The 23,505-nt window shown below is 65.0% G+C and carries 27 protein-coding genes; 13 read left to right on the top strand and 14 right to left on the bottom strand.

What is annotated here, in order from left to right; translation table 11 throughout:
- Genes I6F24_RS06725 through I6F24_RS06715 form a run of 3 tightly spaced genes read left to right on the top strand, consistent with a single transcriptional unit; the run spans position 1 to position 3,472 of the window.
- Positions 1-1,197 carry a CaiB/BaiF CoA-transferase family protein gene (locus I6F24_RS06725; protein WP_225151449.1) on the top strand — a complete coding sequence of 399 codons (1,197 nt, stop codon included), beginning with the start codon at positions 1-3 and terminating at the stop codon, positions 1,195-1,197.
- 52 nt (positions 1,198-1,249) lie between these two features.
- Positions 1,250-2,236, top strand: a complete 987-nt coding sequence (locus tag I6F24_RS06720; protein WP_036013495.1) for a tripartite tricarboxylate transporter substrate binding protein — start codon at positions 1,250-1,252, stop codon at positions 2,234-2,236.
- 21 nt (positions 2,237-2,257) lie between these two features.
- Entirely contained in the window at positions 2,258-3,472 is a 1,215-nt protein-coding gene (locus tag I6F24_RS06715; protein WP_225151447.1) for an ABC transporter substrate-binding protein, read from the top strand.
- Positions 3,473-3,489: 17 nt separating this feature from the next.
- Here the strand turns inward: I6F24_RS06715 and I6F24_RS06710 are convergent, their stop codons facing one another.
- Both I6F24_RS06710 and I6F24_RS06705 read right to left on the bottom strand, forming a co-directional pair.
- Positions 3,490-3,756: a hypothetical protein gene (locus I6F24_RS06710; protein WP_081493004.1), complete on the bottom strand. Its 267-nt coding sequence runs from the start codon at positions 3,754-3,756 to the stop codon at positions 3,490-3,492.
- A gap of 129 nt (positions 3,757-3,885) precedes the next feature.
- Complete coding sequence (locus tag I6F24_RS06705; protein WP_036013491.1) at positions 3,886-4,383, bottom strand: ferritin-like domain-containing protein; 498 nt, start codon at positions 4,381-4,383, stop codon at positions 3,886-3,888.
- Between the two features lie 258 nt (positions 4,384-4,641).
- Here I6F24_RS06705 and I6F24_RS06700 point away from each other — a divergent pair, with 258 nt between their 5' ends.
- From I6F24_RS06700 to I6F24_RS06690, 3 genes are all read left to right on the top strand, one after another.
- Positions 4,642-5,208 (top strand): NADH-quinone oxidoreductase subunit B, encoded by a 567-nt coding sequence (locus tag I6F24_RS06700; protein ID WP_225124950.1) that lies wholly within the window; start codon positions 4,642-4,644, stop codon positions 5,206-5,208.
- Positions 5,205-6,086 carry an MBL fold metallo-hydrolase gene (locus I6F24_RS06695; RefSeq protein ID WP_225124948.1) on the top strand — a complete coding sequence of 294 codons (882 nt, stop codon included), beginning with the start codon at positions 5,205-5,207 and terminating at the stop codon, positions 6,084-6,086. Before I6F24_RS06700 ends, I6F24_RS06695 begins: the two co-directional genes overlap by 4 nt.
- Before the next feature lie 141 nt (positions 6,087-6,227).
- A complete protein-coding gene (locus tag I6F24_RS06690; protein ID WP_057029680.1) occupies positions 6,228-7,115 on the top strand; it encodes a manganese catalase family protein in 888 nt (295 codons plus the stop codon).
- Between the two features lie 108 nt (positions 7,116-7,223).
- Here the strand turns inward: I6F24_RS06690 and I6F24_RS06685 are convergent, their stop codons facing one another.
- Together I6F24_RS06685 and I6F24_RS06680 are read right to left on the bottom strand one after the other, a co-directional pair.
- Positions 7,224-7,715: an SRPBCC family protein gene (locus I6F24_RS06685; protein ID WP_225151445.1), complete on the bottom strand. Its 492-nt coding sequence runs from the start codon at positions 7,713-7,715 to the stop codon at positions 7,224-7,226.
- A 2-nt stretch (positions 7,716-7,717) separates the two neighbouring features.
- Positions 7,718-8,098: a metalloregulator ArsR/SmtB family transcription factor gene (locus I6F24_RS06680; RefSeq protein ID WP_225151443.1), complete on the bottom strand. Its 381-nt coding sequence runs from the start codon at positions 8,096-8,098 to the stop codon at positions 7,718-7,720.
- Positions 8,099-8,378: 280 nt separating this feature from the next.
- On the opposite strand from I6F24_RS06680, the gene I6F24_RS06675 reads away from it, so the two are divergent.
- Positions 8,379-9,434 carry a serine hydrolase gene (locus I6F24_RS06675; protein ID WP_225151534.1) on the top strand — a complete coding sequence of 352 codons (1,056 nt, stop codon included), beginning with the start codon at positions 8,379-8,381 and terminating at the stop codon, positions 9,432-9,434.
- 9 nt (positions 9,435-9,443) lie between these two features.
- Here the strand turns inward: I6F24_RS06675 and I6F24_RS06670 are convergent, their stop codons facing one another.
- Positions 9,444-10,148 (bottom strand): SDR family oxidoreductase, encoded by a 705-nt coding sequence (locus I6F24_RS06670; protein WP_036029068.1) that lies wholly within the window; start codon positions 10,146-10,148, stop codon positions 9,444-9,446.
- A gap of 116 nt (positions 10,149-10,264) precedes the next feature.
- Here I6F24_RS06670 and I6F24_RS06665 point away from each other — a divergent pair, with 116 nt between their 5' ends.
- The gene (locus I6F24_RS06665) at positions 10,265-11,107 is read left to right on the top strand and encodes a GNAT family N-acetyltransferase (RefSeq protein WP_225151532.1); all 843 of its coding nucleotides are present in this window, start codon (positions 10,265-10,267) and stop codon (positions 11,105-11,107) included.
- A gap of 1 nt (position 11,108) precedes the next feature.
- Here I6F24_RS06665 and I6F24_RS06660 read toward each other — a convergent pair whose 3' ends face one another.
- From I6F24_RS06660 to I6F24_RS06630, 7 genes are all read right to left on the bottom strand, one after another.
- Positions 11,109-11,558 (bottom strand): hypothetical protein, encoded by a 450-nt coding sequence (locus I6F24_RS06660; protein WP_036013475.1) that lies wholly within the window; start codon positions 11,556-11,558, stop codon positions 11,109-11,111.
- Between the two features lie 174 nt (positions 11,559-11,732).
- Entirely contained in the window at positions 11,733-12,014 is a 282-nt protein-coding gene (locus I6F24_RS06655) for a hypothetical protein (RefSeq protein ID WP_225151440.1), read from the bottom strand.
- Positions 12,015-12,026: 12 nt separating this feature from the next.
- Positions 12,027-12,488 carry a minor curlin subunit gene (locus I6F24_RS06650; RefSeq protein WP_036029066.1) on the bottom strand — a complete coding sequence of 154 codons (462 nt, stop codon included), beginning with the start codon at positions 12,486-12,488 and terminating at the stop codon, positions 12,027-12,029.
- Positions 12,464-12,943 carry a curlin gene (locus I6F24_RS06645; RefSeq protein ID WP_225151438.1) on the bottom strand — a complete coding sequence of 160 codons (480 nt, stop codon included), beginning with the start codon at positions 12,941-12,943 and terminating at the stop codon, positions 12,464-12,466. Before I6F24_RS06645 ends, I6F24_RS06650 begins: the two co-directional genes overlap by 25 nt.
- Before the next feature lie 26 nt (positions 12,944-12,969).
- A complete protein-coding gene (locus tag I6F24_RS06640) occupies positions 12,970-13,362 on the bottom strand; it encodes a curlin (protein ID WP_036029059.1) in 393 nt (130 codons plus the stop codon).
- A 119-nt stretch (positions 13,363-13,481) separates the two neighbouring features.
- Positions 13,482-13,883, bottom strand: a complete 402-nt coding sequence (locus I6F24_RS06635; RefSeq protein ID WP_036029057.1) for a hypothetical protein — start codon at positions 13,881-13,883, stop codon at positions 13,482-13,484.
- A gap of 133 nt (positions 13,884-14,016) precedes the next feature.
- On the bottom strand, positions 14,017-14,658 hold the full coding sequence (locus tag I6F24_RS06630; RefSeq protein ID WP_036029055.1) for a response regulator: 642 nt from the start codon (positions 14,656-14,658) through the stop codon (positions 14,017-14,019).
- 589 nt (positions 14,659-15,247) lie between these two features.
- Here I6F24_RS06630 and I6F24_RS06625 point away from each other — a divergent pair.
- From I6F24_RS06625 to I6F24_RS06610, 4 genes are read left to right on the top strand one after another with little or no spacing between them, the layout of a single operon-like run.
- The gene (locus I6F24_RS06625) at positions 15,248-16,672 is read left to right on the top strand and encodes an efflux RND transporter periplasmic adaptor subunit (protein WP_036029053.1); all 1,425 of its coding nucleotides are present in this window, start codon (positions 15,248-15,250) and stop codon (positions 16,670-16,672) included.
- Positions 16,669-17,394: an ABC transporter ATP-binding protein gene (locus I6F24_RS06620; protein ID WP_036029051.1), complete on the top strand. Its 726-nt coding sequence runs from the start codon at positions 16,669-16,671 to the stop codon at positions 17,392-17,394. Before I6F24_RS06625 ends, I6F24_RS06620 begins: the two co-directional genes overlap by 4 nt.
- The gene (locus I6F24_RS06615) at positions 17,391-18,614 is read left to right on the top strand and encodes an ABC transporter permease (RefSeq protein ID WP_036029045.1); all 1,224 of its coding nucleotides are present in this window, start codon (positions 17,391-17,393) and stop codon (positions 18,612-18,614) included. Before I6F24_RS06620 ends, I6F24_RS06615 begins: the two co-directional genes overlap by 4 nt.
- 42 nt (positions 18,615-18,656) lie before the next feature.
- Positions 18,657-18,977 (top strand): LuxR C-terminal-related transcriptional regulator, encoded by a 321-nt coding sequence (locus I6F24_RS06610; protein ID WP_036029207.1) that lies wholly within the window; start codon positions 18,657-18,659, stop codon positions 18,975-18,977.
- A gap of 953 nt (positions 18,978-19,930) precedes the next feature.
- On the opposite strand, the gene I6F24_RS06605 is transcribed toward I6F24_RS06610, so the two are convergent.
- Complete coding sequence (locus I6F24_RS06605) at positions 19,931-20,503, bottom strand: hypothetical protein (RefSeq protein ID WP_036011195.1); 573 nt, start codon at positions 20,501-20,503, stop codon at positions 19,931-19,933.
- Between the two features lie 393 nt (positions 20,504-20,896).
- Between I6F24_RS06605 and I6F24_RS06600 the strand changes: the two genes are divergently transcribed.
- On the top strand, positions 20,897-21,556 hold the full coding sequence (locus I6F24_RS06600) for a peroxiredoxin (RefSeq protein ID WP_036011192.1): 660 nt from the start codon (positions 20,897-20,899) through the stop codon (positions 21,554-21,556).
- A 122-nt stretch (positions 21,557-21,678) separates the two neighbouring features.
- Here the strand turns inward: I6F24_RS06600 and I6F24_RS06595 are convergent, their stop codons facing one another.
- A complete protein-coding gene (locus I6F24_RS06595; RefSeq protein ID WP_036031599.1) occupies positions 21,679-23,409 on the bottom strand; it encodes a Cache 3/Cache 2 fusion domain-containing protein in 1,731 nt (576 codons plus the stop codon).
- Between the last annotated feature and the right edge of the window lie 96 nt (positions 23,410-23,505).

Raw genomic sequence — 23,505 nt, 5'->3', positions numbered from 1 at the left:
ATGGCTGGACCGCTCGAAGGATTGAAGGTTCTCGACATCGCGACGATCATCGCCGCGCCGTTCGCCGCCACGCTGCTGGCCGACTACGGCGCGGACGTGCTCAAGATCGAGATGCCCGGGCACGGCGACGGCGTGCGGTCGTTTCCGCCGTTCAAGAACGGCAAGCCGCTGTGGTGGAAGGCCGCCAACCGCAACAAGAAGTTTGCCACGCTCGATCTGCGCACGCCGGAAGGGCTTGCGCTGTTCAAGCAGCTGCTTCCACGCTTCGACGTGCTGATCGAGAATTTTCGTCCGGGAACGCTGGATCGCTGGGGGCTTCCCAAGGAGGTGCTGTGGTCGATCCAGCCGCGTCTCGTGATTCTGCGCGCCACCGCCTTCGGGCAGGATGGTCCCTATCGGGAGCGCCCCGGCTTCGCCCGCATCTTCGAGGCCATGGGCGGACTGACTTACATCACCGGCGAGAGCGGCGGCGAACCGACCCATCCCGGATACCCGATCGGGGATTCGATCGGCGGCCTGTTCGGCGCCGTCGGCGTGCTGGCAGCGCTGTGGAAGCGGGCGCGCGACCCGGATGCGCCGGGCGAGGAGATCGATCTCGCGCTGACCGAAGCCACCTTCCGCCTGCTCGACGTCCTCGCCATCGAGCACGACCAGCTCGGCACCGTTCGCAGCCGCATCGGCAACGCCAATGGTTATTCAGCACCGGCCGCGGTGTTTCGCACCCGCGACGGTCACTGGGTCACGCTCGCAGGTTCGACCAACGCGCTCTTTGCAGCGAACTGCCGGGCGATCGGCCGCCCCGATCTGATCGCGGATCCGCGCTTTGCCGGCAATGAGCAGCGCGTCCAGCACGCCGCCGAGCTCAACGACATCTTTGCGGCCTGGTGCGCCGCGCACCCCCTCGACGAGGTCCTCGCGAGCTTCAACGCCCCGCAGGGAACGCTCGCCCCGATCTATTCGATAGATCAGATCGCCGACGACCCGCAGGTGAAGGCGCGCGAGGTGATCACGCGCGTTGCCGACCGGGATTTCGGCACGGTCGCCATGACCAATGTCGTGCCGCGTTTCACCGTCGATCCCGCGCGCCTGCGCCATGCCGCGGGCGACGTCGGCCAGGACAATGACGAGGTCTACCGGGATTGGCTCGGGCTCTCGGACGCCAGGATCGAGCAGCTCACCCAACGAAAGGTGATCTGAGGTCGTAAGAGCGGCAGATAAAAGAGAAACAAATACAGGGAGGAAGACAACAGTGGCATCGTTCAAGGTGACGCGGCGAGCTCTGCTGGGCACGATCGCGGGCGGGCTCGCGGCCGGCTCAGGCATGAGGGCACATGCCGAGGACGCCTGGCCCTCGCGCATGGTCCGTCTGATCTCGCCTTACGGGCCCGGCGGGTCCAACGACATCTCGCTGCGTCTGCTCGCCGAAGAGTTCGGCCGCAGCCTGCGTCAGCAGTTTATTGTCGAGAACAAGCCGGGCGCCGGCACGCGCATCGCCAACGACATGGTCGCCCATGCGCCGGGCGACGGCTACACCATCCTCTATGTCGCGGCGCCCTACGCCACCGCCGAGGCGCTGTTCGGCAAGCTGACCTATGAGCGCAAGGATCTGGCGCCGGTGGCGATGGTGGTGATCGCGCCGCTGTTCCTCATCATCAGCGCCGACGCGCCGTTCAAGACGCTTCCCGACCTGATCGCCTACGGCAAATCCAAGCCCGACGGCCTCACCTTCGCCTCCCCAGGCGCCGGCTCGCAGCCGCATCTTGCCGGAGAGCTCCTGTTCCGCGACGCCGGCGTCAAGGGTTTGAACATCCCGTTCCGGGGCGATGCGGCCTCCTACACCGAGCTGCTCGCCGGACGCGTCGACGCCACACTGACCGCGCTGCCGACGGCCTTGCCCTACATCCAGAGCGGCAAGTTCACCGTGCTCGGCGTCGCCTCGGCCGAGCGCAGCGCGCTGTATCCGCAGGCACCGACGCTGCGCGAGCAGGGCTTTCCCAATGTGGCTGCGGCCGGCTGGTACGGCTTCATGGTGCCGTCCACGACGCCGCGCGCCATCGTGGACAAATTCCAGGCCGAGGTTCTGCGGGCGCTCGCCGAGCCTGCGATCAAGGACAAGCTGACCGCGCAGGGCCTCGAAGTGCGCCCAGGCACCGCCGCCGAGTTCAGCAAGTTCATCGACGCCGAAACGCAGAAATGGACCAAGCTGATCCGCGACGCCGGCCTCAAGGGCGAATGAGGATTGCTGGAGGAAACCGACATGAAAAACGTCGTCACCAAATTCATCGCCACCTCCGCCCTTCTCCTCTCGGTCGCGGCAGCGCAGGCACAAAAGAAATACGATCCCGGCGCGTCCGACACCGCGATCAAGGTGGGCCAGACCGTGCCGCTCAGCGGCCCGGCCTCGGCCTACGCGGTGATCGGCAAGACCCAGGCCGCCTATCTGAGGATGATCAACGACCAGGGCGGCGTGAACGGCCGCAAGGTCGAGCTGATCCAGTATGACGATGCCTATTCGCCGCCGAAGACGGTGGAGCAGGTCCGCAAGCTCGTCGAAAGCGACGAAGTGCTTTTGACCTTCCAGATCATCGGCACCGCCCCGAACGTCGCCGTGCAGAAATATCTCAACGCCAAGAAGATCCCGCAGCTCTTCGCCGCCACCGGCGCCGCACGCTTCACCGATCCAAAGAACTTCCCCTGGACCATGGGCTTCAACCCCTCTTACCTCGTCGAGGGCCGGATCTATGCGCAATACCTCCTGAAGAACCATCCGAACGCCAAAATCGGCGTGCTCTACCAGAACGACGATCTCGGCAAGGATTATCTCGCCGGCCTCAAGGCGGGCCTCGGCAACAAGGCGAGCATGGTCGTCGCCGAGACCTCCTACGAGATCAACGAGCCGACGATCGACTCGCAGATCCTGCGGTTGAAGGATGCGGGCGCCGACGTGCTGTTCAGCGCGACCACGCCGAAGCAGGCCGCGCAGGCCATCAAGAAGGTCGCCGAGATCGGCTGGAAGGCGCTGCACATCATCGACATCAACGCCTCCTCGCTCAGCGCCGTGCTCAAGCCCGCCGGGCTCGACAATTCCAAGGGCATCATCAGCGTCGGATACGTCAAGGATGCCGCGGATCCCGAATGGAAGGACGACCCGGGCATGAAGCGCTACCTCGCCTTCATGGCCAAGTACTATCCTGAGGGCGACAAGGATTCGAACCTGAACGTCTACGGCTACATCACCGCGCAGCTCCTGGTGCAAGTGCTGAAGCAATGCGGCGACGATCTGACCCGCGAGAACGTGATGCGACAGGCGGCCAACCTCAAGAACGTCGAGCTCGACCTGACGCTCCCGGGGATCTCGGTCACGACCACGCCGACGGACTATCGCGTCAACAAGCAGTTCCAGATGGTGCAGTTCGACGGCCAGCGCTGGCAGAAGCTCGGCGACATCGTCACGGACGAAGCCAGGGAGTGAACCCGCTTCGCCGGCGCTCAACGCCTTTCGGCGTAACGGCCGCCGCCACGGATGAGATCGTCGCGTTCCGCGGCATGGCGCTGGTATTCGGAGATCGCGCGGTTGGCCATGCGGATCCGATTCGTGTGTCCCTCCTCGACCATCACGGTGATGCGCTGCGCCAGGAACACGCAGGCGTCGAATTCGTCGCTGATGGCGCCCGTTCGCGTAAGAAAGTCCCAGGCGATCTCGTAGGCCTGCTCCGCCGCGGGATTGCGGTAATCGCTGAAGATGATGTGCGTCATCACTGCCAAAGCCTGATCGCAGCGATCGTTCCTAGGCTCACGCGCAGATGGCAGGGAACCCGGCGGCGCGAAAAAACCACCGGCCGCGGGGCGCGCCGGTGGTTCGCTGTCAGCGAGGAACGCGAAGAACTACGCGGCCTGGCGCTGATGCGTGAGGTACTCCATGGTGACCTTCTCGACATTGGAATCGATCCAGGCCGCCATGCGCTGCTCCTCCTTCAGAGACGTCTCGAGCGGCTCCTTCGCCTCCGGCATGCCGGCCGCGCCGCACAGCGCGAGCAGCGACTTGTAGGCGGCGATCTCGAAATTCTCGAAGGCGTTGTTCGCGAAAGTGTTCTTCAGAATCTCGTCGCCGGCAACCGAATGCGCCATGGCCATCATGTTGGCCATCACCGACTGCGCCGTATCCTTCAGGCTCGACGTGCTCTCGCCACAGGCTTCCAGGCACTTTTCGAGGCGACGCAGCTGCTCATTGGTCTCCTGAAGGTGCGCCGTGATCTTCGCCTTGACCTCGGGATATTCGTCCAGCCGCTCCGACTGGCGCTCCATCAACTCTCGCGCCTGCACTTCCATCGCATGCGCATTGCGTAGTCCCACCACGAACGTATCGCGGGCTGCATTGGCCATTTTCCTGTTCTCCATTTGACTGGCGTCGTTCGCGCAACCGGGAAGCACGGGCGATTGTTCCTAACACGGCCGCTGATTGCCGCAGGAGAGACCATGTCTTCGTTGCCTGTTCCGGCCGAAGGACCCAGCGCTAACCTGCGATAGCCAAACGCAAACGTGGTCTTCGACCGCGGGAACGCCGGCTGCGCCCCGCCGTTCACAGCAGCGCGTGGTCACAGCGCGACGTTGCGCCCTCACCCCAGCGACAATGATGATCTAATGACCGACAGTCCTTCACCCGCCAGCAATTTCCCGGTGCCGCGTCCGGGCCAGGGGCAGCCGGACAACGCCTCAGATCCCTATTTCATGCAGATCCGCGATGACCTCGCGGACAAGGGCTTCTTCACCGCCACCGCCGAGGATTTGATCACCTGGGCGCGGACGGGATCGCTGATGTGGATGACGTTTGGACTCGCCTGCTGCGCCGTCGAGATGATGCAGATGTCGATGCCGCGCTATGACGCCGAGCGGTTCGGCTTTGCGCCGCGGGCCTCACCGCGTCAATCCGACGTGATCATCGTGGCAGGCACCTTGACCAACAAGATGGCCCCGGCCTTCCGCAAGGTCTACGACCAGATGCCCGAGCCGCGTTACGTGATCTCGATGGGATCCTGCGCCAACGGCGGCGGCTATTACCATTACTCCTATTCCGTCGTGCGCGGCTGCGACCGCGTGGTGCCGGTCGACATCTACGTCCCCGGCTGCCCGCCGACCGCGGAAGCGCTGCTCTACGGCGTGATGCTGCTCCAGAAGAAAATCCGGCGGATGGGCACGATAGAACGATGACACATCAGACTGGGTCGACACGGACCGGCAAGACGCAAATTCCTCTTTCCCCGGCGGCCGAGGCGGAAAACCCCGAATTCGACCTCGAGCGAAACGACAACACACGACAGATCGTGGCCGACGTTGCTTACCGGCAGCTTGCCATCGTCAACGTGATCTTTGTCGGCCGCGAAGGTGCTGGCGACGGCAACTGGGTACTGGTCGACGCCGGCATCCCCGGAGCGGCACCGGCGATTCGCTCCGCCGCCAAGGCTCGGTTCGGCGGCCACGGCCGCCCGGCCTGCATCATCATGACACACGCTCATTTCGATCACGTCGGTGTGCTCGAGACGCTGGCGAACGAGTGGGACGTCCCGGTTTATGCGCATCACGCCGAGCATCCCTATCTCGACGGCACGCAATCCTATCCGCCAGCCGATCCGAGTGTCGGTGGCGGCTTGCTCGCCCTGCTCTCTCCGCTGTTTCCGACAAGACCCGTCAACGTCGCATCCCGCCTTTATGATCTGCCCTCGGACCACAGCGTGCCCTTCATGCAAGACTGGCGGTGGATCCCGACGCCCGGCCACACGCCCGGTCATGTCTCGCTCTGGCGTGAGCGCGACCGCGTCCTGATCGCCGGCGACGCCTTCATCACCACCCGGCAGGAGTCAGTTTACGCGGCAATGACGCAAACGCCAGAGATGCACGGGCCGCCGATGTATTTCACGCCGGATTGGGCCAGCGCAAAAACCTCGGTGCGCGAACTTGCCGCGCTTGCTCCCGAGATCGTCGTGACCGGCCATGGCGCGGCGATGCAAGGACCGGCGATGCGCGTTGCGCTCGATGCTCTGGCCGAGTTGTTCGACGAGGTCGCCGTACCTTCCCATCGACGCGCATAGAAGTGGTGGTGGGGGACCGCGTCAATTTCGGCTTTGCGGTCCGCGAATTTCGAAGCGATCTGAACTGCGATTGCAGATGATTAGGAACGCAACCCCACGGGCTTCATTGCGCCAATACGACAGAACAAAAAGGAGTTGCGCATGTACTATTTCGACAAGCGACTGCAATACCCGGTCAGGGTCGAGAAGCCCGATCCGATCTTCGCCCGCCAGCTGCAGCAGGCGATCGGCGGCGTGGAGGGCGAGATCCGCGTCTGCCTGCAATATTTCTTCCAGGCCTGGGGCGCGCGCGGTCCGGCCAAATATCGCGACGTGTTGCTCAACACCGCAACCGAGGAGATCAGCCACATCGAGATGCTTTCGACCGCGGTCGCCCTGAACCTGGAAAATGCACCGGCGACGATGCAGGAGAGCAGCATGCAGGGCAATCCGATCGTCGGCGCGGTGATGTCCGGCGGCGAGCGGCCGCGACACGTGATCGAGGGCATGCTGCATCGGCATATCCTGTCGACGGGCATGGCGGCCTTCCCGGCCAATGCCGACGGTGTCCCGTTCGATTGCTCGCATATCTATGCCAGCGGCAATCTCGCTGCCGACATGTATTGCAACGTGGCCGCCGAAGCCACCGGCCGAACGCTGGCGGTGCGCCTCTTCAACTCCACGAGCGATCCGGGCATGCAGGACATGCTCAGCTACCTGATCGCGCGCGACACCATGCATCAACAGCAATGGCTCGCCGTGATCGAGGAGCTGGGCGGAGATGCCGCGCTGCCGATTCCGAACAGCTTCGACCGGAGCAAGGAAGCGACCGAGTTCAGCTACATGTTCATGGGTACCGAGCGCAACGGAGCGCCGCTCCAGCCGGGCCGCTACAATGAAGGTCCCTCGCTCGACGGCCGCGGCGAATTCAGCTTCCGCCCCGCCTTCGAGCCGCTCGGCGACGAGCCCGTGCTTGGACCCGCACGTCCCGACAGCGCCGCGCAAGTGGAGCAGATGCAGGAGCCGCCGGTCACCAACGCGCTGACCTGACCTGTACGAGGCAAGCCGCCATTTCGACGGCGGCTTGATCAGAATGCGTTCGCGCACGCCGTCATTCCCGGCTCGCCATCTCAGGGCCCGGGAATGGCGGGGCTGCCTTCACCGCTTCATGCCCGCCACATAGGCCGCGAGCTTGTCGAGCGTCTGGTAGCCGTATTCGACGGCGCCGAAACCGATCATGCCATCGCGCTGCTCGGTGCTCGAGGCCAGCTGCCGCATCATCAGCACGGTCTTGCCGTTGCTCTGCTCGGCAAAGGTGACGGTGAAGCGGAACATGCGGGGATCGTCATCCTGGTCTGCACCGTGATCCATCTCCATCAGCGACGGCCGCTCGATGCGGCGGAAGCGCATCCGGTTCGGATAGACCGTACCGTCGGGCCCGATCATGTTGAAGCGCCAGACGCCGCCGACGCGCACGTCGATCTCGAAGGTCTCGACCTTGAAGCCCTTCGGGCCGAACCATTGCGGCAGATGCTTCGGGTCGGACCATGCCTCGAACACCAGATCGCGCGGCGCGTCGATCACGCGCGACATCACGATCTCGCGGTCGAGCGACCATTGCGACAGAGCGGGGTTGGCAGAACCAGTCATTGTCAGGAACCTTTCCGTTTGGTTGTTCGGGACGGCCGCTTGACGGCCGCCCTTTCTTTCTTGAGCTTCATCACATAGGCCTCGAAGCGGTCGAGCCGCGCTTCCCAGACCGCGCGCTGCTGCTGGAACCAATCCTCGGCGCCGACAAGCGCATCCGCGCTCAGACGGCAGGTGCGCACGCGTCCCGATTTCTCGGACTGAACGAGCCCGCTCGTCTCGAGCACGTGGATGTGCTTCATGAAGCTCGGCAGCGCCATGTCGAAGGGATCGGCGAGCTCGCCGACCGACGCCTCGCCCGCGCACAGCCGCATCACGATCGCCCGCCGCGTCGGATCGGCGAGCGCGGCGAATATCTGGTCGAGATTGGATAATTGGTTAGCCATGAAGCTAACTATACACGCCGGGGTCGCGGCCGTCAACAATTGTTAGCCTGACGGCTCAGTTTCGCAGCCCGGAATGACGGGAACCCACAACGCGCAATCGTGAATTGGGACCTCGCGGTCTTCTCGCTAAACCATGTCCGGGGCGCATCAGCATGATCGATCAGAGCACGTGCCGCCCGTTGTCATCTCATCCCCGATCACCCGGCGAGGCTTCGCCCAGGCCGCGTCCATTGCGATGGCGATGGCGCTTTGCCCGCGCCGCGCCTCGGCCGATTCCGACATGATTGCGCAAATGCGCGACATCGTCGCCAGCGCGCTGGCGCCGACCGCGACGGCGGACCATGCGGGCGGCCTCGCCGCAGCGCTCTATGCCGGCCGCCATATCGAGTTCTTCAGCTACGGGTTCGCCGATGATGCGACCGGACGGAAGGTGACGCCCGACACGCTGTTCAACCTCGCCTCGTTGCGAAAGCCGTTCGAGGCCGCGCTCGTGGCGCTCGGCGTGCTGCGCGGCGAGCTGCGGCTCGACGATCGTCTGCCGAAATACCTGCCCGAGCTGAGCGGCAACTACATCCGCAACGTCACTGTGGGCCAGTTGGCGACGCACACGTCGGGCCTGCTGCTGCCGACCGACCATCCGCCCTGGCCGAACGAAGAGTTTACGCGCGAGCAGTTCATCGCCCTGCTGAACGCCTTCACGCCGGCACCCGGCATCGCACCTGGCCGGCAACGCGTCTACACCCATGCCGGCTATGTGCTGCTTCAGCTCGTGCTCGAGCGTTGCTACGGCAAGCCGATCCATGCGCTGATCCAGCACCGCATTCTCCGCCCCCTCGCCATGGGCTCCACCTTCCTCCCCGAGCGCGGTCCGGACCATCGCGCCGTCATGGACGCGGCGGCGATGCAGCGCGTGGTCCAGGGCTATTCCGACCAGGGCATGGCGATCGGGCCGATCGGCAACCAGCAGAGCTACTTTGATTTTCCCGGCACGGGCCAGATGTTCGCCTCCGCCCGCGACCTTGCCGCCTTCGCGGCCGCCTGCGTCGACGGCCGCGCGATCGACCCGCATTTGCGCGAGGCGTTGCGGCTGACGCAGCGCGAGGCCTTCCGCGTCGACGAAAGATTCGGACAGGGCCTGGCCTGGGAGACCGTGCGCGTTCCAGGCGTCACCATCGTCGACAAGCCCGGCGGACTCAACAACGCCTCCGGCTATATCGGCCTGGTGCCGGCGCGGCGGATCGGCATCGTCCTGCTGGCCAATCGCGGCGAGTATCCGCACGAGATCGCCCGCTACAAGATCCTGCCGGAGCTGGCGCGGCTCATCGCCTCACATTGAGGCCGCCGCTCAGACCGAGCGCATCAGCCCGCCGTCGACGCGGATGTTCTGGCCGGTGATGTAGGCGGCGCCGTCGGAGGCCAGGAACGAGATTGTCGCCGCGACCTCTTCGACCTTGCCGTAGCGCTTCATCGGCACGCTGTCGCGCCGCGCGTCCTGTTGCGGCAGGCTGTCGATCCAGCCCGGCAGCACGTTGTTCATGCGGACATTGTCGGCCGCGTAAGCGTCGGTGAAGATCTTGGTGAAGGCGGCGAGCCCTGCGCGGAACACCGCCGAGGTCGGGAACATCGCGCTGGGCTCGAACGCCCAGGCGGTCGAGATGTTGATGATGGCGCCGCCCTTCTGCGCCTGCATCAGCGGCGTCACCAGTCGGGTCGGACGGATCACGTTCAAGAGATAAGTGTCGAGGCCGGTGTGCCACTGCTCGTCGGTGATCTCGGCGATGGGGGCACGCGGCCCGTGCCCCGCGCTGTTGACGAGAACGTCGATCCGTCCCCACTTCGCCATCGCAGCCTCGACGAGGCGCTTCAGGTCGTCGTTCGACTGGTTCGAGCCGGTAACGCCGAGCCCGCCGAGCTCGGCCGCCAGCGCCTCGCCCTTGCCCGAGGACGACAGGATCGCGACGCCAAACCCGTCCGCCGCCAGCCGCCGCGCAGCCCCCGCCCCCATGCCGCTGCCGCCGGCGGTGACGAGCGCAACCTTCTCTACTGCCATGATCCGATGATCCCTTCAGTTGAGGCGAGCCGCAGGCTCGGCCTATCATGAGGCCTTCTACAGCCAGACCCGTCGGGAGGTCCATGGCCGAAGACATCCATCATGAGGCGCTTGAAATGAGTGATCTGCAGATCCGCAATTTGCGCCCCGACGAAATCGCCCTCGCCGTCGACTGGGCCGCTGCAGAGGGCTGGAATCCGGGGCTGGCGGATGCCGCCTGCTTCGCGATCCCCGATGCCCGAGGCTTCTTCGTCGGCGAGATCGACGGCGAGCCGGTCGCGACCGTCTCCTGCGTCAATTACGACGACCGCTTCGCCTTCCTTGGCTTCTACATCGTGCGCGAGCGCTTTCGCGGCGCGGGCCATGGCCTGCGCATCTGGAATGCCGCGATCGCGCATGCAGGCGCGCGCGTGATCGGCCTCGACGGCGTCGTGGCGCAGCAGGAGAATTACAAGAAGTCGGGTTTCCAGCTCGCTTACGCCAATATCCGCTATGGCGGCACCGTTGCGGGATCCGTCAAGCCGTCTGCCGATGTCGTTGCGCTCGACAAGGTCCCGTTTGCGCTGGTGGACGCCGATGACGCCCGTGTATTCCCCGCCGCGCGTAGCGCCTTCCTGCGCGCCTGGATCAACACGCGAGGTCATGTCGGCCGCGCGTTGCTGCGCGAGGGCAGGCTCGCTGCATGGGGTGTGATCCGGACCTGCCGGACGGGCTACAAGATCGGCCCGCTCGTCGCCGACGATCGCGCCGCCGCGGATCAAGTCGTGCAGGCGCTGCTCGGAAGCGCGGGCGCCGGCGAGGTCTTCCTCGACGTCCCCGCCGTCAATCCCGTCGCGATCGCGCTCGCCGAGGAGCTCGGCCTCGAGCCGGTGTTCGAGACGGCGCGGATGTATACGGGGCCGATCGCGCCGCTGCGCATCGACCGCGTCTTCGGCGTCACCAGCTTCGAACTCGGCTAGCTCAATAGCAGCGCATGATGTTGACGGTGTGCTCGCTGCCGCCACGGCCGGGCACCGTCACCTGCTCCGTCGGGCAGCTCGGCACGTAGGGCCGATTGGACGGCACGACGTTCGGCGGATAGCGATGCGTCCAGTCCCAGGGCACATCATAGGTGTAGGTGTAGCGCACATCGGCGGAGAGCGATTGGTTCACATCGGCGAAGGGCTGGCTGTAGCCGGCGCCGTCGTAGAAGTAGCTGCCGCCGCCCGGCCAATAGACCCAGGGAGCGCTGCGGCGATGGAACCTGGCGCCCGGCCCGATCGGCGGACGTGCCGCAGCCGGCGGGGCAGCAACTGCGGCGACGCCGGACGCTGTGGCGCCAGCAGCTCTGGCAGGACTGTCACTGGAGCTAAGCAGCAGCGCAGCTGCGCTGAGCGAGGCGAACAACGCCCCATATGATCTGGCAATCATGATACGCACCACACTCGTTTGGCTTCGCGATAGCGGCCCCCCGAAAGGAGGCTAGGCCGGGCTGTCGCCCACCCGCAAACGTATAATTAATTATTGGTTAAGGCACGCGAATAGCCGGGAACAAGGTGCGGCAGAACGCCCGGAATTCCTCTCTTATTTCAATGGCTTCACGCGTCAGTGGCCCTTCAGCTTGCGCAGCCAGTCGAGCATGTCCTGCGGGCTTGCGCTGCCCTGTGTCACGATCGCGGTGTTGCCGCCGCTGCGGCGGGTGACCGTCGTGCGCCCGGGCTCCTTGTCGATCGTGACCTCGGCCTCCGCCGGATCACCGCTCTGCGTGATCACCGACGTGCCGTTCTCGTCCTGGACCACGGTGGTGTGACCGTCGCCGGCGCCGGCCGGCGCCATTGCAACCACGCTCATGAATCCCAGTCCGGATGCGAGCAGAAGCAGCTTCATGTTACACCTCCATCATCGGCCGAACTGGAAGATCGCCAGCCAGTTGAAACGCCCGAACTGCCTCACCGCTCCCGTGTTCATGTCGCCGATCTGGAGCAGGAGCGCGTTGGTGGAATTGCCGATCTGGGTGATCTCGGCGGTGTTGCTCACCCCGGATTGACCGATCGCCGCATTGGTGGTGCCGCCGACCTGGATCACATTGGCATAGTTGTGCGTGCCGTTCTGGATGATGGTCGCGTCCACCGTGCCGGTCCCGCCGATCTGGATCACCCGCGCGATGTTGATGCGGCTGTTCTCCTCGATCGTGACAGGCTGAACATTGTCGCCGAACTGCACGACCGTTTGGATGCTTACGTTCCGGTTGGTCACGCTGCGCTGGACGGTCCCCGCGCTTGCCGGCGTCGCCGCACCGACGGCGGCGAGCATCGCCGCCAGGGCCAAAGCCCGCCTCAGCACCTGTCTGCCACCTCGCATCGCGCTTCCCCGTTCGTTGTCGACACTGGCGAGATCGCTCGCGCGTCAGGGACCGGTCTGGACGATGGTCGAGGCGTTGACTTGCCGAACTGCGCCACCGTGCCCGCATTCATCGCGCCGAGCTGCGATATCAGGCTGGTCGCCGACTGGCCGGCCTGGCCGACATAGGCGAAGTTGTTGACGCCGGCCTGCCCGATCGATGCGGAATTCGTTCCGCCGAACTGCAGCACGCCGGTGGCGTTGTTGGTGCCGTTCTGGGTGACCGTCGCGCTGGTCGTGCCCCCGATCATGAACACGCCCGCCATGTTGAGCTGGCTGTTCTGGTTCAGCACCACGGGCGGCCCGCCGACCGACACGATGGTCTTGATGTCGGCCGTCTGCGCTTGCGCCGAAAGGGCGCCGGCCAGGTATAGAGCGAGCGTTGCGGCACATGCGCCGCCGAGATGACGTTTCATGACATGCCTCACCACTTCGGATCTGCTCACGGAACCTGCTGGAGGACAGTCGATCCGTTCAGGATCCCGAGCTGTCCGACGCCGGCGGTGTTGTTCGCGCCGATCTGGCCGATCAGGCTCGAATTGGAGCCGCCAACCTGGCCGGTCAGCGCGGTATTGGTTGCGGTCGCAGTGGTGCCGCCCTGCCCGATCACGGAGGTGTTGACGGTGAGCAGCGAGCCCGTCTGCAAGGTCGTCGCGGCATTGGTGGCGCCGAACTGCATCGTGGTGGCGCTGTTGCTGGTGCCGCCGCTCTGCGAAATGAACGAAGAGTTGGTCGTGCCGAATTGCAGCACGCTGGCCGAGTTGCCGGCCCGGGCATCGGCTGCCGTCAGTGCACCGAATGCTGCGAGAGTTGCAATGAAATAGGTGATCCGCATGTCCTGTCCTCCGCGAGAATGAGCCGGCGTCGCAATTGACCGTCCTGCCCGGTAGCGGTGCTCTAGAGAGTGGCCCGGACGCACCAACCTGGGTGCGTCCGACCTAAACCAACCGTGCCTCAGTTCGCCGTCTGCGAGACGGTGCTGCCGTTGATGCCGAACACGCTGAGCTGGCCGACGGCGGCGGAGTTGTTCTGGAGCGCGGCAGGCCCGAACGAGTTCTGGGTGATCGCGCTGCCGTTGTTGCCGAGCGCCACCTGGCCGGTGGCCGCCGTGTTCTGCACGCCGATCTGGTTCACGGTGCTGCCGTTGTTGAGCGAGGCAGCACTGGTGCCCTGCATCGTCGTCGCACCGTTGATGATGCCGAGCTGGCTGGTCGACGAGGTAGAGTTGGTGAGGCCCTGCTGCGAAACGCTCGAAGAGTTCACGACGCCGACCTGCACCGTGGTGGAGGTGTTGGCGGCCTGAGCTGCGGAGGACAGAGCGAACACGGCAACGGAAGCAAAAAACAATTTACGCATGGAGTATCCCTTTCTGGCCAAGTTGTCTGACTGGTTTCGGATGCCTTCCCGGAAAGAGGCCGACATCGTAGGGGTGAGACTGAACCGATCCTGGCCGGCGCGACAGACTGCAGTTCATGCTAGTCGCTACGGACTAGACGCTGCGTGTCGTCTCGGCTTGGCGCCCCATGCTGTCGACCAGGCGCACCACCTCGATCGGCGTACGCAGCTGCAGCTTTCGCATCATCCTGGCGCGATGGACCTTCGCGGTCACTTCGCTCACGCCGAGTCGTGCGGCGATCTGCTTGGCGACGAGCCCTTCGGCCATCAGCAGCATGATCTCGCGCTCTCTGGCCGTCAGCGTCTCGACGCGTTGGCGGGCTTCACGGACGCTGTCTTCGCGTTGCAGCCGCCTGCGGTCGCGCTCGATGCCGTGCCTGATCGCATCGAGGATCTCCTGCTCGCGAAACGGCTTTGGCAGAAACTCGACCGCGCCGCGCTTCATCGCCTCGACCGAGACGCGGACGTCGGAGTAGCCGCTGATGAAGACGATCGGAATGGACACGCCCGTCTCGGCCAGCCGGCGCTGAAGCTCGAGCCCGGTCGGCGACGTGCCGGGAAACCTCACGTCGAGCACGAGGCATGACGGCCCGGGCGAAACGGTCTCGGTGAGGAACTCGTCGGTCGAGGCGAACAACTTCACCTGATGCCCGGTCTCCTCGCAGAGACTTCCGATCGCGGCTCGAATCTGGGCTTCGTCGTCAACGACATAAACTGTGGCTTGGTCCGAATTCATGGCAATGGGCTCCCCGGCTTGGGGCTCGATGAAAAGGCAACGAGCTATCCATTCTTCTTGCAAGCGAGATCAAGGTGCTTGGATGATTCGCGCAGATCGAGCCGAGCGCGCCGGTCTGCCGGTTCGATGTCATAGGGCCAACACGCTCCGGAGGCGAGTGAAGGCGTTCACATATCGGGCTTCGTGATGGGAGGACGTCGATCTTACCGCCGGCGGCATCGGGGCGCACCGACATCGAGAATGCGGCAATGCTGCGTCGTGGTCTCGCCGGCTGCATCATGGCATCGCCACCCATGTGTCGGCTCGACGCCAGCTGCTGGCCGCTCCGGCCGGATCAGACGGGACGTTCAGTCAGCTTATCGAGATCGATACCGCGCGCCTCATATCGATACGCTCCGTATGCATCCTGATCAAATCACGAAAAGTAGCATCCCACCTGCTTTACCACTGGATGATGCGCCACGCCCGACCGTCAGCCCGGCGAGGACGACATACTGACATTCGATACAACCTTAGACGTTTTACAACCATAGCGAGCTTGCCACTTTTTCCTGATTCCCCGAAATTAATTCAATCGGCGAGTTTTGATATGCGATTTGTGCCAGCATTTGCCTTGCTCGGAGCTTCATGCGGCCTCGCTGCGATCCTCTACGCCGGTCCGGGCACGATCGCCGGCGCTGCCGGGAGCGCGGCGGACACGGCCGCTCGCGCCTATGAGCAGACCAGGCGGCTGCTCGTGCCCGGCGGCCGCGAAGCGCCGACCATCGGATCGGATGCCCCCTTGTTCCGCTATGCCTCGATCCAGCGTGGCAGCATCGAGCAGACCGTCACCGTCACCGGCGCCCTGCAGCCGGTCAAGACGATCGAGGTTGGATCGCAACTGTCGGGGCAGCTCGCCCGCGTCTATGTCGACTTCAACGACACCGTCACCAGGGATCAGCCGCTTGCTCTGATCGATCCGCGCAGCTTTGCGGCCAAGGTCGACGAGGCCCGGGCGTCGCTGGCCGTCGCCAATGCCCTGGTCGACATCGCCAGGGCCAAGCTCGACCGGGCCAGGATCGATCTGCAGAATGCGAGGGGCAGCCGCGACGTGCTCGCGGCCAAGCTCGAGAGCGCGCAGGCGGTGAAGTCCTCGGCTCAGAAGACGCTGCAGCGCAAGCTGGCGCTGCAGTCGCAGAACGTGGTGGCGACGACCGCGGTCGACGACGCACAGACCGAATTCACCGCGCGCCTCGCCCAGGAACGCGAAGCCGAGATCCTGATGTCCCTCAACTCCTATTCGGTGGAGGGTGCGCAGGCCGACGTCCGCCGCATCGAGGCGGAGCTGCAGCAGGCTCGCATGGCGGTGCCGGAGAAAGCCGCCGTCCTCGCCGCAGCCCAGGCCGATCTCGACCGCACCATGATCCGTTCGCCGATCGACGGCGTCGTGGTCGGCAGGTTCGTCAACGAGGGGCAGACGCTCGCGGTCGGACTTGAAGCGCGCACCACCTTCATGGTGGCGCACCGCCTGGAGGACATGGAGATTCACGCGCAGGTCGATGAAGCCGATATCGGCCGCATCGCGCCCGTGCAGCACGCGCATTTCACCGTCGACGCCTACCCGGACCGCCGCTTCGAGGCCGTGGTGCGCCAGGTGCGCAAGGCGCCGCAGACCCAGCAGAACGTCGTCACCTACACCGTGGTGCTGGCGACCGCCAACCTCGACGGCGCGCTGCTGCCGGGAATGACTGCCCTGGTGAAGATCGTCATCGAACGCCAGGACGACGTGCTGAAAGTGCCGCTTGCAGCGCTGCGATTCCAGCCGACCGGCACGCGGCCGGACACCGGACGCAGCGGCGTGTGGGTGCGCACCGCCAGCGGCGCGCTGCAGCGCGTCGCCGTCACGGTCGGCGCCGCCGGCACCGAGCAGGTCGCGCTCCGGAGCGGAGACCTCGTCGAGGGCAGCGAGGTCGCGGTCGGCCAAGCCATCCGCCCGGCGGGCATGGAAATACTCGGAATCAGGTTCGGGTCATGACCGCCGCTGCGCCCCTCATCAGCCTCCAGTCGGTCAGCAGGACCTATCGCACCGAGCGCGTCGCGGTGGCCGCGGTGCGCAATGTCAGTTTCGACATCGCGCAAGGCGAGATCGTCGCCGTGATGGGACCGTCCGGCTCCGGCAAGTCGACGCTGATGAACATGATCGGATTGCTCGACCTGCCGAGCGAGGGCGCGGTCTATCTTCAGGGCGCCAACGTTGCCGATCTCACGGAAGATCGCCGCTCGTCCCTGCGCGCTCGCCGCATCGGCTTCGTGTTCCAATCCTACAATCTGCTCGCCCGCCACGATGCCATCGAGAACGTCGCATTGCCGCTGGTCTATTGCGGCATCGCGCGCAAGGAACGCATGGCGCGCGCGGAAGCGAGCCTTCAGGCGGTCGGCATGCTGCACCGAGCCCATCACTTCCCGCGGCAGCTCTCCGGCGGCGAGCAGCAGCGCGTCGCGATCGCGCGCGCACTGATCGCCTCCCCCCTGATCGTGCTCGCCGACGAGCCGACCGGCGCGCTCGACAGCCGCACCGGTGCCGAGATCCTGTCCCTGTTCGCCGCGCTCAACCGGATCGGCCAGACCATCGTCATGATCACCCATGATCCCGGCATCGCGGCCCAGTGCCGGCGCACGATCCACCTGCATGACGGCGAGCTCGTCGGCGACGAAACGCAGACCCCTGCTCTGGCGAAACGGAGCGCTGTGTCATGACGATGCTGCAGGGCTTTCAGATCGCGTTGCACGCCCTGCGCCTCAATCCGCTGCGCAGCTTCCTCACCATGCTCGGCATCGTGATCGGCGTCGCCTCGATCGTGACGGTGTTCGCGATCGGGGCCGGCGCGCAGCTCCGCCTCCAGGAGCAGATCCGTTCGATCGGGGCCAACGTGCTGATGATCACCCCCGGCGCGGTCTACCAGGGCGGTGTGCGTCTCAAGGACGGCAGCAAGCTGACGATGACCGAGAGCGACGTGCAGGCCATTATCGAGCAGATCCCGGAAATCCAGGCCGCAGCCGGCTCCATCGCGGGAACGGCGCAGGTCATCCACGAGGGCAAGAACTGGAACACGACGATCAACGGCACGACCACCGGCCACTTCATGGTGCGCGACTGGCAGCTCGCGGCCGGGCGCTATTTCTCCGCCACCGAGGAAGCCGGCGCCGGCAAGGTCGTGATCCTCGGAAGCACGGTCGCGCGCGAGCTGTTCGCACCCGGCGACGATCCGATCGGCGCGCAGATCAGGATCATGAAGGTCCCGCTCGAGGTGGTCGGCGTGCTCGACCGCAAGGGACCGGCTCAGGACGACGTCGCCTTCGTGCCGCTCACCACGGCCAAGCTCCGCTTCCTCGGCAGCGCCAGCAAGATCAACCGCGACGCGGTCGCCTACATCATCGCCAAGGTGGCCGCAGACGGTCAGATGGCGGGCGCGCGCGCGGAGATCGCGAACCTGCTGCGGCAGCGCCACCGCATCCCCGCCGGCCAGGACGACGACTTCAAGGTCCAGGATCCCGCCGCCGCCATGGAGGCGCAGCAGGGCGCGATCCGCACCGTCGCGCTGCTGCTCGTCGCCATCGCCTCGGTTTCGCTGCTCGTCGGCGGCATCAGCATCATGAATGTCATGATCGTGTCGGTCACCGAGCGCACGCGGGAGATCGGCATCCGCCGGGCGCTCGGCGGGCGAATGCGCGACATCCGTCTGCAGTTTCTCTGCGAAGCGCTCGTCCTCTGCCTGCTCGGCGGCGCCATCGGCGTCGCCGGCGGCATCACGCTCTCGATGACGGTCGCCCGCATGGCCGGTTGGGTCACCTCGATCGACGGCCAGGCGATCGGCCTGTCTCTCGTCTTCTCGATCGCGACCGGCCTCGTCTTTGGTTTCTATCCAGCCCACAAGGCGTCCAAGCTGAGCCCGATCGAGGCGCTCAAGACGGAGTGAGAGCATGCCGGGATGTTCGCAAAGGCCAGGGAGGCATCAGCCATGAGCTCGGATCCGAAGGACTTGATCGCACCGACGCCGCGCGAACGGGAGCTGATGACGCTGATCGCGCGGGGAATGCAGAACAAGAACATCGCCTACGAGCTCAACATCTCGGAGAACACGGTGCGGGCGCATATCGGCAACATCATGCGCAAGTACCGGCTTCAGAACAGAACGCAGATCGCGATCGCCTTTGCCCTGCACGCGGCGCCATCGTCGCTCCGCCGCGATCTCGCCAAGACCGAGCTCTATCCGGCCGCGACGAAGCCGGCGCAGGCGCTTGCACCGAATCCACCGACGGCGCAGACCGCGCCGGATTGAATGGTTGCAGCTACCATCCCTTGCGTTGCCCGACGGGCAAAACATCCAATCTATGGGTCAACGCACGCGGCCCAAAATATTCCGCTTTACCGAAATTCGGAAATCGCCTATGTGTCGCGCAACCCGGCCCAAGGAAGAGGGGCGTATCGCGATCGTCACGAACGCGGGCCGGGGGGCGGTGGACGCTGATGGCGTTGGCGCGAAAGGGTTTGCAGGGCGGAGAGCCGTGAGCAAAGACCTCGCGCATGCGACCGGTGTCATCGGCGTACGGCAAAATCGTGTGGTCCTGACGCCCGGGGTCTGTGCGTCAAGTCTTGCGGTGATGTTGCGGCCCCACCGGGCAAGCGCATCAGCCATCCGCGGGGCGACGGGGGCAATAGTGCATCGCTCCCCGAGGAGAGCACGACATAAGCCGTAAAGCCACTGCGCAGGGAAGGCCGGATGTTTGGCTTCACCTGTATGCCGCTGTGCAAATTCTTCGTTGCCACCTTTCGCACAGTGGACCGTGGGTGCCCGGCCGGCACCCGGTCTTCCCTGCGCCCTCTTTCAATTGAGGGTCGGACGACAGGCAAAGCTCGGGCGAAATGAGCCGCGAGGATGCGGAAGCGTGCCTGCGAGTCACGCGAATTGGAGAGACGCGGTGTCGCAACTTGCCCCGTCATTGCGAGCGCAGCGAAGCAATCCAGAAATGTATCCGCGGAAAGATTCTGGATTGCTTCGCTGCGCTCGCAATGACGCTGTTGAGACAGTTGTTTGCCTGAAACTCAGGTCTCGTGCCCGGGACGCAGCGCGGCGTCTCTTGGACGATGCGCTGCAGAGCCGGGGCCCATGTCACAGCGAACCGCGCGGTGTCCTGGGTCCCGGCTCTGCGCCACACCGCTTACGCGCTGCGCCGCGTCCGGGACAGGAGGAAACCGAACGACGCTGCGAGCCGCGACCGCGGCCCATTTGCCTTACATCCCGATGTCGAACACGTTCGGCAATTGGCCTGCCAGAGGCAGTGCGGTGGCGCCGAGGAAGGTCGCCACCATCGCCATCAGGCGACGGTTGTTCTGGCGCTTGCCACGCATCTGGCCGGCGATCCACTCCAGCATCTCGCTGTTGACCTTGGAGGCATAGGACGGCGCCCAGCTCTCGATCTCGGTGTCGGCCGACAGCGCGACGCTGCGCGGCGGCACCTTCAGGCCCGAGGCGCTCGCGGCATAATGGGCGACCGCCTTGGCAAGCAGGTCGTCGAACCGGCCGCCATCGGTGCGCTCCGTCGCGGCCTCGTTGATCTCGAACAGAACTTCGGCCTCGGCGCGGCTGACCGGCTGGTCGTTGACGGCGGTGGCGGTGAGGATGCGCACGCACCAGGCGGTGTCATCGGCGTCGAGCGAACGGGAGAAATGCACCCGTCCCTTGGTGGTCGGGCCTTCGCCCGTGATCACGCCGTCCCGCACGACGGAAAGGGCATGAGCTGCGGTATCGCGGCAGGACGGCACGAGGGACGACGGCTCGGTGGGCTTAGGCGCAGCGGCGGACATAGTTCACTTCCAGACTTCTTCTGATCGACCAGCATTTCCATGCCGGCGTAAAGGGGTGGTTAACGATTCGATACGGGGATCGCGACTTTTCTAGATGGTTGCCAATTGGTCGCTATCAGGACCAATCTGGTTCTAGAACGCGCCGGGCGAGCGTGATGAAAGTCATAAAAGGCATTATCGGGGCGAGCGAGACCGTGTGACCCCGGGTGGAGCTGTTTCGCCGCAGCTGCCGCTGTAACAATAAGTTGCTAGAAAATCGGCTCTTCAAAGAAGGAATTCACATTTTACTTGAGCCGGTTCAGTTGGCGTTCACTTAGGCCGGCGAAGCCCTTATAATGGATGTGACGGCCGGAGACGAATTCTCGATTAGATTCAATGAGATGAGGTAAGATCATGACACTTCCGATCGGCGCCACCGCCCCTGACTTCGAAGCCGAAACCACCGAAGGGAAGATCAAATTCCACGACTGGATCGGCAACAGCTGGGCCCTCTTGTTCTCACACCCGAAGGATTTCACGCCGGTTTGCACCACCGAACTCGGCGCCCTCGCCAAGCTGAAGCCGGAATTCGACAAGCGCGGGGTCAAGCTGATGGGCCTCTCGGTCGATCCGGTCGACCGTCATGCCAAATGGTCGGAAGACATCATGGAGACCCAAGGCGCCGCGCCGAACTACCCGATGATCGGCGACACCGATTTCAACGTCTCCAAGCTCTACGGCATGCTGCCAGCCTCGACCTCTGGCGATCCCCTCACCCGCACGCCGGCCGACAACCAAACCGTCCGCAACGTCTTCATCATCGGCCCGGACAAGAAGATCAAGCTGGTGCTGGTCTATCCGATGACGACGGGCCGGAACTTCCAGGAGATCCTGCGCGTCATCGACTCGCTCCAGCTCACCGCCAAGCATCGCGTCGCCACCCCGGCCGACTGGTCGCAGGGCGACGACGTCATCATCGCGGGCTCGGTCTCCAACGACGAGGCCAAGACGATCTATCCGCAGGGCTGGAAGGAGCCGAAGCCCTACATCCGCATCGTCCCGCAGCCCAGATGACTTTTGGCGGTCGCGGATAGCGGCCCCAAAAAGTCATCCCGGGGCGATGCGTCAGCATCGAACCCGAGATCTCGAGATCCCGGGGCTGGTCCTTCGGACCATCCCGGGATGATGACCCAGAATCACGCCGCGTGCACGCGGTCGAGGAAGCTCTCGACCTCGGCCTTCAGATGCAGGCTCTCGCCCGACAGCGCCTGGGCGGAAGCAAACATGCGGCTCGACGTTTCGCCCGTCTCGCTGGCGCCCTTGGCGGCGTGACGGACATTGACCGCGACATCGGCCGTGCCTGACACCGCGGCGCGCACGCTGGCCACGATGTTGTGCGTCGCGCTTTTCTGTTGCTCGACCGCCGCCGAGATCGAGCCTGCGATGCCGCTGATGCGCTCGATCGTCTGGCTGATCGCCTTGATGGCTGCGACCGATTCCTCGGTCGCAAGCTGCATGCTCTCGATCTGGTTCGAGATTTCGTCGGTCGCCTTCGCGGTCTGGCCGGCGAGCGTCTTGACCTCCTGAGCCACCACCGCGAAGCCGCGGCCGGCATCGCCCGCGCGTGCAGCCTCGATGGTCGCATTCAGCGCCAGCAGATTGGTCTGCTCGGCGATCGAGGTGATCAGCTTGACGACGTCGCCGATGCGCGAGCCGGCCTCCGAGAGCTGCGCGATGCGCTGGTCCGTCGCTTCGGCCTGCCGCACCGCCTCGGCGGAGATCTCGTTCGATTCCTGCACCCGGCGGGTGATCTCGGAGATGGATTGAGACAGCTCGTCGGAAGCGGACGCCGCCGAACGCACATGCTCGGAGGCGCTTTCGGAAGCTCCCGCCGACTGCGCCGACAGATCTGCCGTGGAGCGCGCGGCGTCGGTGAGTTGTCGCGCGGCGCGCTCGAACTCGCCGGACGATGCCAGCACTTTGTCGAGAATGCCGCCGACGCTGCCGCGGAACCCCTCGACGAAGTTGCGCAGCTCGGCCTTGCGCTGCTCGGCTGCGGCAGCGGTTGCCGCTGCCTGCTCAGTGCGCAGGCGCGCCCGCTCCTGCGAGTTGCTCTTGAACACCGCGACCGTGCGGGCGATTTCGCCGATCTCGTCGGCACGGTCCTCGCATTCGATCGCGACGTCGCTCTGACCGTTGGCAAGCGCGGTGAGCGAATGCGTCACCGAGGTCAGGGGCCGGGTGATGCGCCGGACGACCAGCAGGGTCAGGACCAGCACCAGAAGCGCGGCAAGCCCGGCAGCGGCCGCCATGCTCTCCATCGCCTGGGACAGCATGCCCTCGAACTGCACCATGGGGATGCCGACATAGAGAATGCCGGCGACCTTGCCGGTGCCATCGGCGATCGGGAAATAGGCGGTCATGAACGTCTTGCCGAACAGCGTGGCCGGCCCCTTATAGGCCTCGCCACGGCGCAGCGGGGCCTGCCCCGGATGATCGGCGGCCAGCTGGGTCCCGACGGCGCGGTCGCCGTTTTCCTTTTTCACGTTGGTCGAGCGGCGGATGAACTGTCCGCTCGCCGCGTCGAACACGAACAGGGTCGCGTTGCCGCCGACATAGGACACCGCCCGGTCGACGATGGCGTGATCCCTGAAGTCGGGCATTTTGGGGATCTCGGCGCGGACCACCGCGCCGTCTCGGATCGTGATCTTGGCTTCGGGAACGGTCTCCGCAAAGGCCAGCCCCAGCGTGCGCAGATTGACCTCGATGTCGCGCAGGGCGCGGTCAGTGAAGGCGGATGTCAGTGACCAATAGCCGGCGCCGACCACGAGCGCCGTGTTCATTGCGATCAGCAGCACCGCGCACAGGACCGCTTTGGTGCCGAGCTTGAACCGCGGCAGGAACTTCGCCGTTAGAAGATTGGACATGGATGGAATGACCCCCGTAATTCCTGCATATTGGTGCAATTGACTTACAGCCGCATTAACGACGGGTTCCCACCGCCGCACGCCGTACGGTTTCCA

It is taken from the genome of Bradyrhizobium sp. BRP23, assembly GCF_020194135.1.
Classification (GTDB): Bacteria; Pseudomonadota; Alphaproteobacteria; order Rhizobiales; family Xanthobacteraceae; genus Bradyrhizobium; species Bradyrhizobium yuanmingense.
The sequence above is the reverse complement of the archived record's forward strand: the minus strand, read 5'-3'. Positions and strand labels throughout refer to the sequence as shown.

Excerpts from the sequence above, each read along its gene's own strand:
- I6F24_RS06725 (WP_225151449.1), top strand. The coding sequence starts at position 1 with ATGGCTGGACCGCTCGAAGGATTGAAGGTTCTCGACATCGCGACGATC.
- I6F24_RS06715 (WP_225151447.1), top strand. The coding sequence starts at position 2,258 with ATGAAAAACGTCGTCACCAAATTCATCGCCACCTCCGCCCTTCTCCTC.
- I6F24_RS06710 (WP_081493004.1), bottom strand. The coding sequence starts at position 3,756 with ATGACGCACATCATCTTCAGCGATTACCGCAATCCCGCGGCGGAGCAG.
- I6F24_RS06705 (WP_036013491.1), bottom strand. The coding sequence starts at position 4,383 with ATGGCCAATGCAGCCCGCGATACGTTCGTGGTGGGACTACGCAATGCG.
- I6F24_RS06700 (WP_225124950.1), top strand. The coding sequence starts at position 4,642 with ATGACCGACAGTCCTTCACCCGCCAGCAATTTCCCGGTGCCGCGTCCG.
- I6F24_RS06695 (WP_225124948.1), top strand. The coding sequence starts at position 5,205 with ATGACACATCAGACTGGGTCGACACGGACCGGCAAGACGCAAATTCCT.
- I6F24_RS06690 (WP_057029680.1), top strand. The coding sequence starts at position 6,228 with ATGTACTATTTCGACAAGCGACTGCAATACCCGGTCAGGGTCGAGAAG.
- I6F24_RS06685 (WP_225151445.1), bottom strand. The coding sequence starts at position 7,715 with ATGACTGGTTCTGCCAACCCCGCTCTGTCGCAATGGTCGCTCGACCGC.
- I6F24_RS06680 (WP_225151443.1), bottom strand. The coding sequence starts at position 8,098 with ATGGCTAACCAATTATCCAATCTCGACCAGATATTCGCCGCGCTCGCC.
- I6F24_RS06675 (WP_225151534.1), top strand. The coding sequence starts at position 8,379 with ATGATTGCGCAAATGCGCGACATCGTCGCCAGCGCGCTGGCGCCGACC.
- I6F24_RS06670 (WP_036029068.1), bottom strand. The coding sequence starts at position 10,148 with ATGGCAGTAGAGAAGGTTGCGCTCGTCACCGCCGGCGGCAGCGGCATG.
- I6F24_RS06665 (WP_225151532.1), top strand. The coding sequence starts at position 10,265 with ATGAGTGATCTGCAGATCCGCAATTTGCGCCCCGACGAAATCGCCCTC.
- I6F24_RS06660 (WP_036013475.1), bottom strand. The coding sequence starts at position 11,558 with ATGATTGCCAGATCATATGGGGCGTTGTTCGCCTCGCTCAGCGCAGCT.
- I6F24_RS06655 (WP_225151440.1), bottom strand. The coding sequence starts at position 12,014 with ATGAAGCTGCTTCTGCTCGCATCCGGACTGGGATTCATGAGCGTGGTT.
- I6F24_RS06650 (WP_036029066.1), bottom strand. The coding sequence starts at position 12,488 with ATGCGAGGTGGCAGACAGGTGCTGAGGCGGGCTTTGGCCCTGGCGGCG.
- I6F24_RS06645 (WP_225151438.1), bottom strand. The coding sequence starts at position 12,943 with ATGAAACGTCATCTCGGCGGCGCATGTGCCGCAACGCTCGCTCTATAC.
- I6F24_RS06640 (WP_036029059.1), bottom strand. The coding sequence starts at position 13,362 with ATGCGGATCACCTATTTCATTGCAACTCTCGCAGCATTCGGTGCACTG.
- I6F24_RS06635 (WP_036029057.1), bottom strand. The coding sequence starts at position 13,883 with ATGCGTAAATTGTTTTTTGCTTCCGTTGCCGTGTTCGCTCTGTCCTCC.
- I6F24_RS06630 (WP_036029055.1), bottom strand. The coding sequence starts at position 14,658 with ATGAATTCGGACCAAGCCACAGTTTATGTCGTTGACGACGAAGCCCAG.
- I6F24_RS06625 (WP_036029053.1), top strand. The coding sequence starts at position 15,248 with ATGCGATTTGTGCCAGCATTTGCCTTGCTCGGAGCTTCATGCGGCCTC.
- I6F24_RS06620 (WP_036029051.1), top strand. The coding sequence starts at position 16,669 with ATGACCGCCGCTGCGCCCCTCATCAGCCTCCAGTCGGTCAGCAGGACC.
- I6F24_RS06615 (WP_036029045.1), top strand. The coding sequence starts at position 17,391 with ATGACGATGCTGCAGGGCTTTCAGATCGCGTTGCACGCCCTGCGCCTC.
- I6F24_RS06610 (WP_036029207.1), top strand. The coding sequence starts at position 18,657 with ATGAGCTCGGATCCGAAGGACTTGATCGCACCGACGCCGCGCGAACGG.
- I6F24_RS06605 (WP_036011195.1), bottom strand. The coding sequence starts at position 20,503 with ATGTCCGCCGCTGCGCCTAAGCCCACCGAGCCGTCGTCCCTCGTGCCG.
- I6F24_RS06600 (WP_036011192.1), top strand. The coding sequence starts at position 20,897 with ATGACACTTCCGATCGGCGCCACCGCCCCTGACTTCGAAGCCGAAACC.
- I6F24_RS06595 (WP_036031599.1), bottom strand. The coding sequence starts at position 23,409 with ATGTCCAATCTTCTAACGGCGAAGTTCCTGCCGCGGTTCAAGCTCGGC.